Annotated in this window: 17 protein-coding genes; 5 read left to right on the forward strand and 12 right to left on the reverse strand. The window is 38.8% G+C overall.

Annotation, left to right across the window (positions count from 1 at the left end):
- Window positions 1–88: 88 nt before the first annotated feature.
- Window positions 89–298, reverse strand: coding sequence for a hypothetical protein (locus AC5WOF_RS11780; RefSeq protein ID WP_496050154.1), 210 nt, complete (start codon window positions 296–298; stop codon window positions 89–91).
- 107 nt (window positions 299–405) lie between these two features.
- Window positions 406–951, reverse strand: a complete 546-nt coding sequence (locus tag AC5WOF_RS11785) for a hypothetical protein (protein ID WP_496050155.1) — start codon at window positions 949–951, stop codon at window positions 406–408.
- A gap of 111 nt (window positions 952–1,062) precedes the next feature.
- On the opposite strand from AC5WOF_RS11785, the gene AC5WOF_RS11790 reads away from it, so the two are divergent.
- Window positions 1,063–1,671 (forward strand): NUDIX domain-containing protein, encoded by a 609-nt coding sequence (locus tag AC5WOF_RS11790; RefSeq protein WP_496050156.1) that lies wholly within the window; start codon window positions 1,063–1,065, stop codon window positions 1,669–1,671.
- Window positions 1,672–2,131: 460 nt separating this feature from the next.
- Here AC5WOF_RS11790 and AC5WOF_RS11795 read toward each other — a convergent pair whose 3' ends face one another.
- Both AC5WOF_RS11795 and AC5WOF_RS11800 read right to left on the reverse strand, forming a co-directional pair.
- Complete coding sequence (locus AC5WOF_RS11795; protein ID WP_496050430.1) at window positions 2,132–2,578, reverse strand: tetratricopeptide repeat protein; 447 nt, start codon at window positions 2,576–2,578, stop codon at window positions 2,132–2,134.
- The gene (locus AC5WOF_RS11800) at window positions 2,563–3,432 is read right to left on the reverse strand and encodes a helix-turn-helix domain-containing protein (RefSeq protein WP_496050157.1); all 870 of its coding nucleotides are present in this window, start codon (window positions 3,430–3,432) and stop codon (window positions 2,563–2,565) included. The genes AC5WOF_RS11795 and AC5WOF_RS11800 overlap by 16 nt, the downstream gene beginning before the upstream one ends.
- A gap of 188 nt (window positions 3,433–3,620) precedes the next feature.
- On the opposite strand from AC5WOF_RS11800, the gene AC5WOF_RS11805 reads away from it, so the two are divergent.
- The gene (locus AC5WOF_RS11805) at window positions 3,621–3,926 is read left to right on the forward strand and encodes a hypothetical protein (protein ID WP_496050158.1); all 306 of its coding nucleotides are present in this window, start codon (window positions 3,621–3,623) and stop codon (window positions 3,924–3,926) included.
- Between the two features lie 139 nt (window positions 3,927–4,065).
- The gene (locus AC5WOF_RS11810; RefSeq protein WP_496050159.1) at window positions 4,066–4,302 is read left to right on the forward strand and encodes a hypothetical protein; all 237 of its coding nucleotides are present in this window, start codon (window positions 4,066–4,068) and stop codon (window positions 4,300–4,302) included.
- 165 nt (window positions 4,303–4,467) lie between these two features.
- On the opposite strand, the gene AC5WOF_RS11815 is transcribed toward AC5WOF_RS11810, so the two are convergent.
- The gene (locus AC5WOF_RS11815; protein ID WP_496050160.1) at window positions 4,468–4,764 is read right to left on the reverse strand and encodes a hypothetical protein; all 297 of its coding nucleotides are present in this window, start codon (window positions 4,762–4,764) and stop codon (window positions 4,468–4,470) included.
- Between the two features lie 287 nt (window positions 4,765–5,051).
- Between AC5WOF_RS11815 and AC5WOF_RS11820 the strand changes: the two genes are divergently transcribed.
- On the forward strand, window positions 5,052–6,131 hold the full coding sequence (locus AC5WOF_RS11820) for a hypothetical protein (protein WP_496050161.1): 1,080 nt from the start codon (window positions 5,052–5,054) through the stop codon (window positions 6,129–6,131).
- A 245-nt stretch (window positions 6,132–6,376) separates the two neighbouring features.
- A complete protein-coding gene (gene trxA / locus AC5WOF_RS11825; RefSeq protein WP_496050162.1) occupies window positions 6,377–6,694 on the forward strand; it encodes a thioredoxin in 318 nt (105 codons plus the stop codon).
- A gap of 97 nt (window positions 6,695–6,791) precedes the next feature.
- Here the strand turns inward: trxA and AC5WOF_RS11830 are convergent, their stop codons facing one another.
- The 7 genes from AC5WOF_RS11830 to AC5WOF_RS11860 all read right to left on the reverse strand — a co-directional run bounded on the left by AC5WOF_RS11830 (window position 6,792) and on the right by AC5WOF_RS11860 (window position 15,200).
- Window positions 6,792–7,046, reverse strand: coding sequence for a hypothetical protein (locus AC5WOF_RS11830; RefSeq protein ID WP_496050163.1), 255 nt, complete (start codon window positions 7,044–7,046; stop codon window positions 6,792–6,794).
- Between the two features lie 162 nt (window positions 7,047–7,208).
- Complete coding sequence (locus tag AC5WOF_RS11835; protein ID WP_496050164.1) at window positions 7,209–8,417, reverse strand: FAD-dependent oxidoreductase; 1,209 nt, start codon at window positions 8,415–8,417, stop codon at window positions 7,209–7,211.
- A gap of 29 nt (window positions 8,418–8,446) precedes the next feature.
- The gene (locus tag AC5WOF_RS11840; RefSeq protein WP_496050165.1) at window positions 8,447–9,067 is read right to left on the reverse strand and encodes a PadR family transcriptional regulator; all 621 of its coding nucleotides are present in this window, start codon (window positions 9,065–9,067) and stop codon (window positions 8,447–8,449) included.
- Window positions 9,068–9,202: 135 nt separating this feature from the next.
- Window positions 9,203–9,910 carry an SDR family oxidoreductase gene (locus AC5WOF_RS11845; RefSeq protein WP_496050166.1) on the reverse strand — a complete coding sequence of 236 codons (708 nt, stop codon included), beginning with the start codon at window positions 9,908–9,910 and terminating at the stop codon, window positions 9,203–9,205.
- A gap of 84 nt (window positions 9,911–9,994) precedes the next feature.
- The gene (locus AC5WOF_RS11850) at window positions 9,995–11,173 is read right to left on the reverse strand and encodes an MFS transporter (RefSeq protein ID WP_496050167.1); all 1,179 of its coding nucleotides are present in this window, start codon (window positions 11,171–11,173) and stop codon (window positions 9,995–9,997) included.
- A gap of 301 nt (window positions 11,174–11,474) precedes the next feature.
- On the reverse strand, window positions 11,475–11,927 hold the full coding sequence (locus AC5WOF_RS11855) for an Rrf2 family transcriptional regulator (RefSeq protein ID WP_496050168.1): 453 nt from the start codon (window positions 11,925–11,927) through the stop codon (window positions 11,475–11,477).
- Window positions 11,928–12,086: 159 nt separating this feature from the next.
- The gene (locus AC5WOF_RS11860; protein ID WP_496050169.1) at window positions 12,087–15,200 is read right to left on the reverse strand and encodes an efflux RND transporter permease subunit; all 3,114 of its coding nucleotides are present in this window, start codon (window positions 15,198–15,200) and stop codon (window positions 12,087–12,089) included.
- Window positions 15,201–15,246: the final 46 nt, after the last annotated feature.

The following is a 15,246-nucleotide window of genomic DNA, read 5'->3' on the forward strand; positions in this document are numbered from 1 at the left end:
AATCAAATAAAGTAATTAACAAAAATAGTTACCCATCCTAAAAGGAACAACCCTTATTATTTGGTTGTTCTATTTTTCTTGGAATTTGTTATTTATCAACTACAGGAGCATTATTGATAATCTTCATTGATTTTTCTTTCAAAATAGAGAGTTCCGCTTGATCTCTGTAAGGGGAAGTGCATATTTTCCATCTCTCAAGTGCTAAAAGTTCCTCTTTTATATTACCGACTGCCGTTGTTGTAAAATAAGCTGGTTTATATCCCGATAGAAAAGCATCAATGGAACTAATTTTGGACAATAGTACTCTCCCTTAAATTTAGAAAAAAATGTGTTTTCCATAATGCAGTTAACGATATATAAATAGATGATAACAAGAAGACTAGTGCTAGTTTGATTAAGACAAACTTAATGATAAACTTCATTTAATTTTCCATGTAAATGTTTAAGTACTTCATAATCTCCATGTGAAATCAATATTTTACCATATGATGTATCCAAGATGGTTGGGTGTTTCTTGGCTGCTGGTTGATGATATCTTTTCCACATCCAAGTGATATCTTCTAATATATAGGGTATATGTAGAGAAAACATAATACCACTAACAGTTGCACCAATGGTTTGATCATCCAAATGATCCGTGTTCATTCCGTTTTCTTTCATATCCCAAACCTCAGAGAAGAATTCTACCGATTTCGGAGGGAATCCTAGTACTTTTCCTAATTTGTAACAATATTCGGTGGTATTTATTTTCAACCCATTCATAAGATTTATGTAATTTTGTTTGTCTTCTTCGGTTTGAAAAAATAGATAGCCATCACCTAGTATATTGCTGGGGAAAAGGTAAGGATATCCTTCAGATAATAAACGATCAAGCCAAAGTTTTAACCTTGGATTCCCTTTTTCATTCCAAAGACATGTCCTTTTGAAATCCATTAACCACGTATCTTTCACTTTCTCAGAACCCTTGCTTTGTGTATAATGAGCTTGATCGAAGATCGAACAGCTCGTGTGCAGAATTGCAGGAGCTGATGAGCCAACCCACCAAGCAGATAGGAGAGACTCATGTTCAATCTCACCACCCAGGACGGTCCGGACTCCCGCGATCCCAGCGAGATCGAGTGGTCCGGGAAGCAGCGTTGCGCCTTGGTGCCCTTCGAGCTTGACGAGAAGGGCGTGCCGGTTAACCCCATCGAGCCGGGGCTACCTGAAGGTCGCGGCGAGTTGTGGCACTGGGGTGAGGCGGTTACGGCCGACGCTTCCGTGATCATCGTCGACGACGGGAATCGGCAGCTGTTGATGATCGAGCGGGGCGACGGCCACGGATGGGCTCTGCCTGGCGGCTTCCTGGACAAGGATGAGACGCCTCGACAGGCGGTGGTTCGTGAACTGGAAGAGGAAACCGGTCTGATCCTGCCGGAGTCCGAATTCGACATGCAGAAGGGCCGGTACGTTTCCGACCCCCGCGGGGGCCGAGCCGCTTGGATTGTCACCGTCCTCGGCGTGGCTGTCCTCCGCACCGACACCCCACCCGAGGTAATCGGCAGCGACGACGCCCGTCGGGCGCTGTGGCTTCCCGCCAACGACTACGCGGATCTGGAGAACGCTATCGCCAACCTGGGCGGTCGCGTCTTCGCCCCGCACGTCGACATGCTGCGGGATCTGCTTGGCTGACATGGTTCCTTGCGCCCCTTGAAACCAAGTTTCAAGGGGCGCACCCATATGAACTAATTAGGGGTAGAAGGATTACCTCCACCCCTTTTAGGAATAAACAGACTCATTTTAGCACCTCCCATTGTTTTCTATTTTTTAAATTTGTCAACATTTTAAATAATATATAAAATAATTACAATATCAACATTTTCTGATTATTTTCCCGCAGATTTGCTGTTTTCCTATTTATGAAGTCCAATATTTGCATTTTCCGGTAGACTGGGATGTGGATCTCTGTAAAGAGAACAAAAAACCCTCCTACTGATGTAAGAAGGTTTCGAATTATTAGCTATCTGGTTCTGGATCACCTTTTGGGTCATAGTACAACATATTAAGCACCGCCTTCTTTTCAAGGGATAATAAACATACAAAATTCCACTTAATCTGGTTCTGGGTCACCTTTCGGGACATAATACAACACTTAAACACCACCTTTTCTCCAAGCTTTCCATGCTTGATCTTGATATAACTTTGACTTGGTTTCATTCCCAATACTACTATAAAAGTCACTTGTCATGATGTAAATATCTACTGGTACAACGTTTTCACCAACAGAATCGAGTATTTCTTTTACTTTTTTAAATGACTCATTTGCTGATGATTTCTTATTTAATTTAAGTTGTACATTTCCTAATGTTGCGTAATTATTCAATTTTATATCAATATCATTGGATTTATCGCAGTATTCTACAGCATTTAACAGTTGTTTTTCTGCTTCCTCATACTCTTTCATTTCGATTAATAATTTTCCATAATGATAACAAGTGTCAGCAACAAGAAAATGGTTTTTGGATACAAAAGCTAGTAAATCTAAAGCTTTACGATATCGAATTTTTGATTCTTCTAGTTCTCCTAATACAGATAAAATATGGGCTTTTGTTGACCATACAGAAAATAATCGCCTATATGATCTATTTTCCCATGCTTTTGCAAACCCTTATCGACATATTTAAGAGCTTTTAAGGGCATTCCTAGTCGTACTAATAGATTAGCATAACGTTCATAAACCTGAATTTTTAAATTATCTTTGAGAAAATCTATCATTTCTAATAAGTGTTCCAAATACTGACATGCTTCTTCGATTCTACCCAGTTGTTCTAAATAGAGTGCTTGATTGAAATACAAATACGTCTTGTAATATTTTCTTTTACCATCATCTACAAAGCAGTCAATCGCTTTTTGGGTGATTTGCCAAGCTGTTTCGTAATCATTACTCTCATAAAAAGCGATACGTGCAAGGTCGTTATAACAAATAGGAGGCAGGTTAGAATTTGATAGATTGGGACATTGGTCAAGGGCTTTTAATGTCAACTCCAACTGTTTTTTTGCCTTGCCATATTTCTTTTGTTCATAATAGGCACGATCTCGTAAGAAAGAGGCAAATGCACTGGCATCACGAAACAAATGTAAGTCTGAGAATTCATCTATCCGCTTAAGGGCGGTTTCAGGAACAGCAGTTAAGACATCTTCGATATGCTGTAATTCCTGCATCACACCTCTTTCCCGCTCCATCATTTCATCGATAATCCCAAATAATTCTTCTGCTTTCCCAAGAAACTTCGCATATTCGATGTATTTTTCATCGGCAACCGTTGGCAATCCTCGTTCGATGCTGCTGATGGTGGTCGTTCCTATTCCAAGGGCATCTGCCATCATTTGCTGCGTTTTTCCTTGTTTCTTTCTCTCTTCAAGTAAGACAGGCCCTACGATATCTTTTCTCATTTTGCCATTCTCCTTTTTCCTCCGTAATAGTTAATAGGTTTTCCGGTGATTTTATCTGAATTTGAAATAAATTACAAATTGATAAATAAATAACAAAATAAAAGTGAAAATATGTTGTTATTGCTAAATATTATGTGAATTAATAGACTGTTAGTAAGAATTTCACATATGGAAATGGCGGGGATGAGATGGCTTTGAAGCTGGTCGTAGAAGGAGAAAATGAAAAAGTGCGGGATTTTATCAAAGAGATTCATAGTTATAAAACATATCGTTTTTACGATCGATCCAACTACTTTATTAGCCCAGTAGAAATGCGGGTGGAATATTATTTTGATGAATCACGATTTTTAAAAGAAGAAAAACGAGATATCAAAAGGGTTTCGTTAAAGGTAGATGAACAGCAAACGATTGAATTTGATTTAATAGATTCCAAGGTTATCGATATGAATGGAACGATGCTTATTATCGGTAAAAACTTTGATATTTTTGCATGATGATTGCTTGCATTGAAAAAATTGGGGTTCTAACATGCTTCTGAAAATCATTGATATTCTATTGATCTATTTCTAACTTCTATTTTTCTTTTATTCATGTAAAATAGATTTATCTTAATTTAACGGGGGTTTTTATTTGATGCGTCTTACATCTTTATTACTCTCCTTGACCCTTATCGTTGTTCTCTTATTATTTCAAACCGAACAAAGCTATGCTAAATCGCATCATTCCTATCACTCCCATACTTCAAGTATTTCCCATGGTAACGACATCAATGGAGACAGTGGAATTACTGGCATATTTGTATATTTTTTTCTTGCTTTCATTATTATCGTTTATGTTGCTGCGACATTTATCAGACGAAGACGGCATTGACATAGTTGTTATACAGATTTTACATATAGCAAAAACCGTATGAACTATTATTTTCATACGGTTTTCTTTATGTGAACAAATGTTATAATCGAGCCCGAGCAGCTGCGGGTGCAGTTGCTCAGGTGTCCTTGATGAGGGACATCTACAGGAGGAGTTTCCTGTGACTCAGCTCGTGGCGGCGGGGGCGGCTTTCTTCAGAAGGATGCCGTTCAACTCGACTTCGCCATTCGGGTACACAGAGAAGAAGTGCTCGGTGTTCGGGATGTGGAAGACCGTCATTTCCCTTCCCGTGATCAGGTCCACTCCGGGGACGGGATCTCCAACCGGGTACGGTTTGACATCGTCATCGATGTCCACGAAGTACAGATACCCTTCGAAGAGGTAGACACCCGAGTTCGGGTACACCAATTCGTCATCCGAGACAGCGACTCCCAAAAGCTCGTTGATCATGTCAGCCGACACAGGAACCTCCTGTAGGTGGTGGTTATTGACTTATCTTTATCATATTTTTTTTATGATTTAGTTGCAATAAATTTGATGAATTCCGATTTTTATAGAGAAAAAATGAGATGTGGTAAGTGATTCACCAAAGATAGATGAAATCAAACGATTGAGTATGATTTTCGATATTTCAAAGTAACGATAGGAATGGAACCATGTTGATAATTGGTAAAAACTTCGATATTTTTTCGTAATTTTTCGTTTATTAAGTGTAAAATTATGATAGACAACAAGAGAAGGGTGAGATTATGGAGATAAAGGAAGTGGAAAATAATATTTCCAATATCCGAAAAACACGACAATTATGGGATGAGTTTGCATTTGTCCAAAACGATCAGTTAGAAGATGTGAACTACCAGAAAAGATTTGTATTGGCAACCGCATTGCAATACGATCATCTACCATCAGATAAATCATTAATCAAATATTTACTAGAACAAGAGGTGGAGGGCAGGCAGAGTGATCCCTTCCAAGGAAACAGCGATGCACTTATTCTGTTATCGTATCTACTGGCTTCTTACCGAGAAGTAGAAAATGTCTGGCTATTTGAAAAAGCGAAGTATGCGAATTTTGATACATACTGTGGATATGATGCGGAGTTTATTTTTTCAGCAGGGGTAAAAGTGACATGTGAGTATATAGAGGAGCAGCAAATAACAGAAGACAACCTTTATTTATGGGAGCATCGAGATCACCTTCGGGGGATGTATACAGAACAATCCATAGACTTGTTTCTCGAAGGGATGGAGAAGAGATACCCAAGAGAAAAAGAAGACGAAGATATAACTACTCACCTCGAACAAGCTGTTCTATCAAAGGATACCATTGAGGCAGAGAAGCTATTTGTCCAAGTGGAAAACCAAGAAGAACAAAGTGATCAAGAGTTATCCCATTATACAGAAGATGCCGGAATTATAGAGAAGGCGATTCACTATCAAATTAGACATATAGAGGAAATAGAAATTGATTGGGATAGAGTAGTTGCTATTCACCAACTTGTTAAGCTCTATATTTCTGTGGAAGACTATAGGAATGCATTTTTAACCGCAAAAACATGGGGTAAATACTTGAGGAATTTTCAGGGCTGGAGGGAGACGGACTTAGGGAAATCGTTGACTGAGACATGGTTTGACATAAGCCTTGAATTTTATTTGCAAAAGAAAAAGAAACTAGCAAAACAGAGCTTTTGGCAAGGGCATTATCTGTTTCAGAAGATCCACAATCCTTCTGTGTCCTTATTGGAAAAGGGAAGTAAATGTGCAGAAACGTTGGTTAATGGGAGACGGCAGCGTAAGTATAAACGACTGTTAGAAAAAGTCAGGGTGTAGTGTTTGATATAAAAAACGTTAAGGCTAGGAGTCTTATCGTTTTTTTATTGTTTAAAAATGCTTTTATTGCTTTTTGAATAGGAGAATTTGATTTCATATTTTCCTTTTGATGTGATTCAGCTGGTAACAAATTCATTTGTTCGTGTCCCAGCAATAGGTATCTGTACAAGTTCTGAAATAGCCTCACCAATGAAACAGGGACTCATATAAATAAAAATATGATCAAAGCAGAAAGGAAACTTTAAATGACTATCTATCATGGGACAGATGCTTCACTTAAAGCAGATATACAGAATAAAGGTTTGACACTGGTGAGTTTTTGGGCGCCTTGGTGCAGACCATGCCAGATGTTTGCTCCTATTCTTGAGGCATATGGTGCAGAAGAGAAACGGAGAGTTAAAATTATAAAAATGAATGTTGATGAAAATGTAGATACATTTGCGAAGTTCGGAATAAGGAGTATACCTGCCGTCGTTTTGTTTAAAGATGGAAAACCGGTAGATAAGGAGTTTGGAATACTATCTAAAGAAAGTTTGAAACGATTTATTGGGAGGCATCACTAGGTGATAGTGTAATACAAAATATTAACTTCATTTAGATCAAAAATGGCACCAGTCCAAGTCGATCCGCAGATGACTTGGATTGGAAGTGAGTCATGAGCTAGCTGTTAGACCCACTGTTCTCCGGATTCTGTGACTTGGAGAGTGCCTTGTTTGCATCTGCACTCTCCTGCGACTTGCCGGCAGGAACCCTGTCCTTTACGGCGTTCACCTGCAACGCCATGTGGGCATCGGTCGCTTCATCACTCGGCATATTTGCCTCCCTGTGAGGAACACATCTTGGATCATTTGATCCTATTTTATTATATCGATTTTTCGGATAGAATAAACCTGATTTTATAAAGTATTCTTTCATAAAACAAACACCTTCTTTTACCGATATCCGATAGAAGAGGTGTCTTTTTATTTCATGTAATATAAATCTATATGAAGATGGAATTTATGGTTAATTTTAGGAAAGATGGTGGAAACTTCATAAAAAACGCTATATCGGATAACAGACTATAACTTCTTTTTACTATTCGTCATCCCACTGGATATTGTACTGATATACCCAGCGGTTTCCTCGTTCTGCAAACAGCGGAAGGACAATGGACAAAATTCGATCTCGAATCCAGGCGGAAGATGGTGTCATTTCTTTTTTATCATCCCCAGCTTTCCGACCTTGAGCTATAATTTTTTCTACGCGAGGCCGACGCTCTTGTTCAAATTGCTCAAATACGAAATCCCATTTCCCGGGAAATTGACGAATTAATTTGGCAAGGTACATAGCATCTTCAAGTCCAAGCGATGCCCCTTGTCCAGAATTTGGACTAACCGCATGTGCAGCGTCACCGATCAGCACGACTCGACCCTTATACCATGTTGGAAGTGACTGGATGTCATGTACATTTCCTTTCATAAACGCCGGAGTATTCGCGACCAGTTGCTCTATCGGCCCATGCCATCCTTTGCACATTTCAAGCAGTTCTGCTCGCAATGTTTCGGTTGGGATGTTTGCCATCTCTTCTCTTGTCCATTCCGACTCACGTGATAAATTGACCCACCAGCCGATGGTTTCCTCTTCTTCACAGAAGTTTCCATATCCGAAGAATCCTTTGAGTCCAAATATCATATGAAGTTTATGATCGGAAGGATCAATCGCTGGTATGCTTGATTTGGGCGAAAATCCAGCAATCCATTGTAAACCTGTATATTCAGGCTTCGGACCATTTGGAAGAATGGCTGCTCTTGTACGGGAGTGGATACCATCGGCACCAATCAATATATCCCCTTGTTCAACTGTACCATCCTCAAAAAGTGCTTCTACCTGCTCGTTTTCCCGATCAATGAGGTTGACAAGCCTCTTATTGTACTTGATTTCGATTCCTTGTTTGTGTACTTCATCCACTATAACTGTATGCAAAGCAGATCGTAAGATGTTGAGAGATGGCTGCCCAAATTTTTCTCTCATATTTTTATTTATCCGTGCTAATATTTTCCCTTTTTGATTACGAAAACATAGCTCAGAAGCAACGGAGCCTTTTTTGATGATTTCATCTGCGATACCTAAAGCTTGAAGTATCTTTAAGCCATTAGGAGCAATTTGCAATCCTCCTCCAATATCATCACGATGCGGGTATGCTTCGTATATCGTAGCTGTCCAGCCGATTTCCTTGAGGAAGAGCGCCATAGCAGCACCTGCAATGCCTCCGCCAATAATAAGAGCATGATTTGATGTTGACATAGTGGAAACCTTCTCCTTCCCTATTATGTTTATGACGAGTGAGATTGGGAAAATATTTGTTTTATCTCTTGGAGCCACTCATCATTCCAATCTAACTCTTTGGTTCCTATATCATGAATGATGGACTGCACCCACTTTAATTCTGCTGTGATAACTGCTTGTTGATACTCTGTTTCCAGTAAAAACAAACGTGGAAGATTGATCTGCTTGGATTGCTGAAACTGATCGTCGATTTGAATCTGTATCTCTTCAAGTGCTCTAGCTCTTTTTTTTAACTGTTCTAAAACAACTTCAGGTGGTAAAAGAGCAAGAAAAGAAAGCACAGCTGGGAAATCTAAAAATTCTTGTTTGGGTGTAGACAGCATTTCTTTGATCCAATGGAACGCGATTTTCTTCCCTTTATCTGTTATTTCATAAACGGTTTGATCTGGTTTCCCCTCATTACTCGTTTTTTCTTTTGTAACGATGGCTTCATCTCGATGTAAGCGGTCAATGGTTTGATAAATACTCGCTCGATGACGGACATTAATGACCTCGTCTTTTCCCCTTTCCTTAATTAATTGCTGCATACGATATGGATGCATCGGTTCTTCGACTAAGAATGAAAGAATGGCTAAGGCAATCGGTGATCTTTTTATTTGGGTTTTCATAGTAATAATATTACTAGTATAAATATGACTATGTCAAGATAACGAATATATGGCTCAAAAAGATTTGTCATCAAGCAAAATAAAAACGCTTGATCTATGCGAAATCAAGCGTTTTACCATATTGTTATAAATGGCTTACCAAGGTAATACTTCATCTTTGTGATAATATCCACCTGTAGGTCCATCCTCTGGAAGCATGGCTAGACGAACAGCGGTTTCCGCGCCCTCTGAGATATCTAAATCTGCATGTTGCCCCCCCATATCTGTTCTTACCCAGCCTGGATGACATGCATTTACTTTCACGTTTGTCCCTTTTAATGCATTAGCCCAAGTAACTGTCAACATATTGAGAGCTGCTTTGGAAGCTGAATATGCAGGAAGATTTCCTAATCGCTCACTGTTTGATAAAACAGATGCAATCGAACCAAAGATACTCGATTGATTTACAATTCTGCCATTGGGACTTGCTTTTAAGAGAGGCAGTAGTGCCTCTGTCAATTCATAAACAGCAAACACATTGACTTCAAATGTTTTACGCAGAGTATCTATATTTCTACCTGTACGATCTAAGGAAACTCCCGCATTATTAATCAGAATATCTAGCTCACCATATTCCTCTTTTATCCATTGTGCAACAGCAGTAATATGATCGCTATTGGTAACATCTAATTTTACACCATGGGCATCTAACTGTTCTTTTTGCAACGTTTTAGCTGCTTCAACTGCATTATCATAATTTCTGGACGCTAGAAGCACAGTGATGCCTTTTTGAGCAAGTTGTCTTCCGATCTCCAAACCTAATCCTCTATTTGCTCCTGTAATTAATGCTACTTTTTTATTCATCGTTCTCGCCCTCTCTTTTGCATCATTTTTAAATTTGGTTTTTCATGCACCTGATTTACCTTAGTGTTTTACTAGAAATCAAAATTATTTCATCCATCCAACAGAATCTTTCTTTTTGAATATGGCAAAAGAAATACCTATAATTCCTATACCAAAAGCTGTCATGATACTGCCTAGTAAAATCAGCGATGGGATAAGAGTCCAATTGAGCATCAGGAAACCCACACCCAATGTAGGTAAGGACATACCTAGATAAGCCAAACTATAAAAGGTGGAGAAAATCCGAGCTCTATCAGAAGCAGTTCCCATTGCACCAATCAGTTTTAAGCAAGCCTGAAATCCCCATCCGGTTCCAAATGCTTGAAGTGCCATTCCAATCCATAGTAAACTCATGCTTTCCTTCGATCCGGACATGATCACGAACCATGTACCTGCCAGCAAAAATAAAAAGCCTACCCTTGCTCGGTGCATTGTATTCTTTAGAATAGGAATAAACTGAAGGATTGCTCCTCCGCCAAATAACAGCAGTAATAGTAAACCAACAGCTGCATGATTAGAGGAGTGCAGGACTGTTTTTACAAACATCGGCATCATGGCCAATACTGTTCCATTTAAAGCAAACGAAGCAAAAACAATAGGGCCGACAAAAAGCCAAAATAGTTGCTGATGAGACTGAGGAATTCCAAGCTTTATTTGAAATTTTATCTTTTCTTTCTTGGAATCCGTTGCATGTTTCACCGTAAATAAAAGAATTGCCGACATAACTAAAGCTAGTAAAAGCAACATAAAAGCTAATCTATCTGGATTCCACAAACTGTATTGAAGAACTAAACCGCTAGTGGCAGGACCTAATCCAAATCCAACCATCGTCGCGATGCCTGAAAATTTTAATGAGAAAGGAACCTTCGATTTAGGAGTATGATGCAATAGAAAAGCATTTCCTGTTCCTAAAAATAAGCCAACAGAGATTCCAGATAAGGCCCTGGCCAAAAATATTTCCCACAAATTCGTCGCAGTTGCAAATACTGCAACAGCTAATATATCGATTAAAGTGGCACTTATGGCAACAAATTTATATCCTTTCAAATCTCCCAGCGGACCTGCTACTAATAACGAAGGCAATAAAAACAAAATATAAACTACAAAGATACTCGTCATCGTAAAACTGGTCGTATGAAACTTTTCTTGATAAATGGGAAATAAGGTCACAGCCATATTTGCACTTGTTGCTATGATTGCAATTGCAAGTAATATACGTTTCAAAATCTTATCCTCCTTATCTTTTCGAAAAATTTCTGAGCTGAAAACTCGATAGTAAATAACAAAAATGACTTAACCAAACCCTGTATTCATTTCTCTTAAGTGCATTATTGTTTGCATGAAAATCTCTCTTATTGTAACTGGATTAGTTACATTTAAAGCCGAAATAATAGCTATTGAATCTTCATTCAAATAGCTGCTTAAGGAATAAATCTTCTATTGAGTGCTAAAGGACATAGTTTTCGTGGAGAGTGAAATGATCGCAATTAATAAGAACATAAAGATTATGTTATATGGGAAACAGTCAGAGTAACTGACCATCAGTTGAGTAAGATAGTGCTTCTTCCATTATGTCTGCCAATGTAACATTCTTCATTTGATCTCTCATCGCGATGTCTATATTACTGTAAAATTTTTTTAAAGCTGGTTGGATTCCTTTTCCTATCAGACAACTTTGATTAGGAGGGCTATGATGCATTTCAAATATTGGTTTTTCTTCCATTGCATCATATACGTTGAGCATCGTAATTTCTAGAGGTGAGCGTGCTAATTTCCAACCAGACCGAATTCTGCCTTTCTGGACAATCACTAAGTTTGCTTTTTTTAACATTCCTAAGATACGCCGGATAAATACCGGATTCGTGTTGACACTGTTTGCTATTTGATCGGATGTAATAAAATCCTCATTCTTTTTATTTGCCACTGATATTCTTGATAAAACATGTAAAGCAATTGTAAATCGACTGTTGGAACTCATTCTCTCACCTCCTGATGTAACCATATTAGTTACATTTAGTTTGATTGTCAAGTTACATTTTGTACGTTATCTATTTTTGTCATGAAAAATGCACCCTTCCAGTTAGATTTTTTAGTCCAACTTTTGGGGTGCAGATCAGTGAATGAAAATATTTTTTAATTAAACTTCTACCAATTCCCTTGCTTTTTCCTTGTTATCCTCTTCTGGATTAACATTTTGCTCTAACTCAAGTTCTGCTGAGTCAACTTCGATTTTCCGAAACTTTCCGACCAGAGAATAGAGCACCGGAACGAAGAACAATGTAAGAAGCGTTGAAGTTGTCAATCCACCGATAACTGTAATTGCTAAACCTTGGGAGATAAGCAAACTAGAATCGGTAGACAGAGCTAATGGGATCAAGGCACAGATGGTAGCCAGTGCTGTCATCAAGATCGGACGCAGACGCGTTTTTGCTGCATCCATGATGGCTTGTTGTAACTCTAAGCCAGCTTTTCGTTTCTTTTCGACTCGATCTAATAACACAATCGCATTGGTTACGACAATCCCTACTAACATCAGTAAGCCGATCATTACACTCATCGATATTGGTTGTCCGGTAATCAATAATCCTGTTATTGCCCCAATGGGAACAAACAAGAGCGAGGATAAGATTACCAATGGGGTGAGTAATCCACCATAGGTCATGCTCAAGATGACAAATACCAATCCAATCGCTATGGCTATAGAGATACCTAGACTGGTGAGTCCGTCCGTAATATCTTCATTCCCACCGCCAATTTGTACAGTAATGCCGCTCGGGAGAGATAAGGCATCAATATCTTGTTTGATTTGATCAGTGACCTTTAACGTATTGTTACCTTTCACTAAGGCAGTTACTTTGGTATATGTTTCACCATTTTCATGCAAAACCGATGCAGGGACATTGCTCAATTTTACATCTGCGATTTCCGATAATGCTTTTTCTCCTTTTGCCGTTTGGATTTTTATCGCTTTTATCTGTGTTTCGGATGAAATTTTATCGTTATATTCGAGAACGAGACTTTTATCCACTCCATCTAATGTGTACGTTCCAACATCTAATGGTTGAAGATGTTCGCTAACTGTCTGCATTACTTGGCCAGGGGTAAGACCTAATTCTTTTCCTTCTTGATTTAAGGTGATGTTCCATGCTTTACGGGTTTCTTGACTATTATTGGTAACGTTTTTTAAGTCTTTATTTTGGTTGAAAAGATCTTCTATCTGGTTCGATGCTGTTGTTAAATTTTTTAGGTTATCTCCATACAGTTTAACCTCGACATCATTTCCTGAACTTGGCCCCGCATGTGCTTGCTCAGATACTTTGACTTTTGCTTTTGGATATTTATCTTGGCTGATTTTCGTCATTTCTTTTTCTACTTTGGTTAAGGCATCATCGACAGATTCGCCGTTTTTCAATTCCAATGTAAATGTTATCTTTTGTTCATTCGTTTGTGCCATCTGAAACGTATTGGACATACCAATTGTCACTTGTCGTTTATCAAAGAGATTCATGTCTTTGATTTTGTCCTCTAACTTATCTGCTAGTTCTTCAGTAGCTCCAAGGGTTGTACCAGTAGGTAAAGTAATCTCAGAGGTAACAAGTTCTGCATCTCCTGATGGTAAGAAAGAAAATCCTAGACGAGGAATCATCGCAAGCGAACCGATCAATATGAATAGGGACGCAATGATTACCAACGTCTTCTGACGCAGAGCACCATGTAGTAATTTTCCATAAATGCGCGAAAGTCTTGTCTCTTCGGAATGATGAGCAACTTTTTTAAAGAACGATGCTCCCAGCATAGGAATTAAGGTAAAGGCGACGATCAAAGATACTAGGATAGAGATAGCCACTGTTAATGCAAAGGGACGGAAAATTTCTCCAATCATACCAGAGACAAAGGCAAGTGGAAGAAAGACAGCGATCGTAACAAAGGTAGAAGAAGCTACAGCAGTTCCCACTTCTTTGGTTGCTCTTAGTACGATTTGCTTCTGGGAAAGTTCATTTCCTTTTAGCTGTTTCCAACGGAAAATATTTTCGATTACCACGATACTGTCATCGACAATCCGTCCAACAGCTACGGCTAATCCACCGAGGGTCATGATGTTTAAGGTATATCCCATCGGTTCCATCAAGTCTAACGTCACTAAAATGGAAATCGGAATAGAAATTAGGGCAATGATGGTCGCCCGGATATTGCGCAAAAAGAGGGCAATGATCAACACGACAAATATTGCTCCATATAAGGCCTCATGAATCAAACTGGAAATGGATTTTTCCGTAGCATCTCCTTGATCCGAAATCGTATGGATTTTAAAAGCCACATTTTGCTGGTACTTCGTCAGTATATCCCGTACAGATTTGGAGACGTCCGTTGTGTTGGCATCTTGGTCTTTTGTGACCTCGATCTGAAAGGCGTTTTCTCCATTAACTTTGCTGATCTCATTTTGTTCTGAGATCGTTTTAATCTCCGCAATATCTCCCAGTTTGACTGGTTTTGCGGATACAGCAAGTTGTGAGTTTGCTCCTGCTGATGCTGGGGTGATCGGGATATTTTTCAAATCAGCTGCTTTTTTAATATGTCCGACTAAACGAACTGCAATCGTATTGTCTTTTGTTTCAGCTGAACCAGCAGGCAGTGCATAATCTTCGTTTTGGATAGCTTGTTGAATGCTATTTAGCGTCAGCCCTTTTGCTTGAGCTTTCTCGAGATTTACCTGGATTGCGACCTTGGTTGTTTTTGTTCCTTTCAGGGTTACTTCATTAACCCCATCTGTTTTTTCTAGTTCAGGGATGATTTTATCTTCTAATTCTTTTTGCAAATCCGCTTCGTATTTAGTGGAAAGGGCAGCGGTATAAACTGGCAAGTCTTCAAGGTTGATGCGTTTAATTTGAACATCTGTTTTTTCAGGCAATGCCACTTTTGCGAAATTATTATTTAACTCTTGTTCTTTTTTATCCAAATCCGTTCCATATGCATAGGTGATTTGAATACTTGTTGCATTATCGCTTGAGGTACTTGTAAAGCTCTCATAATCATTTTGTTGTTTGATCGTATCTTCAAGCGGTTTTGTTACATTTTTTTCTATATCTTCTGCACTAGCACCGGGTTGATTGGCTTGTACAGTAAGTATCGGATTGCTTACATCTGGGATTGTTTCTAGTTTTAGTTTGCCAGTAACCAGTACACCAGAAACAATCACAATAATGGCGAGCAAGATAATAACAATGTTATTTTTTAAGCTCCATTTTGTCACGAAGGGCTCCTCCTTTATTTTGCTGTTATAAAAATAGTCGTTCAAG

The sequence above is a fragment of the Shimazuella sp. NTD250 genome (genome assembly GCF_059510375.1).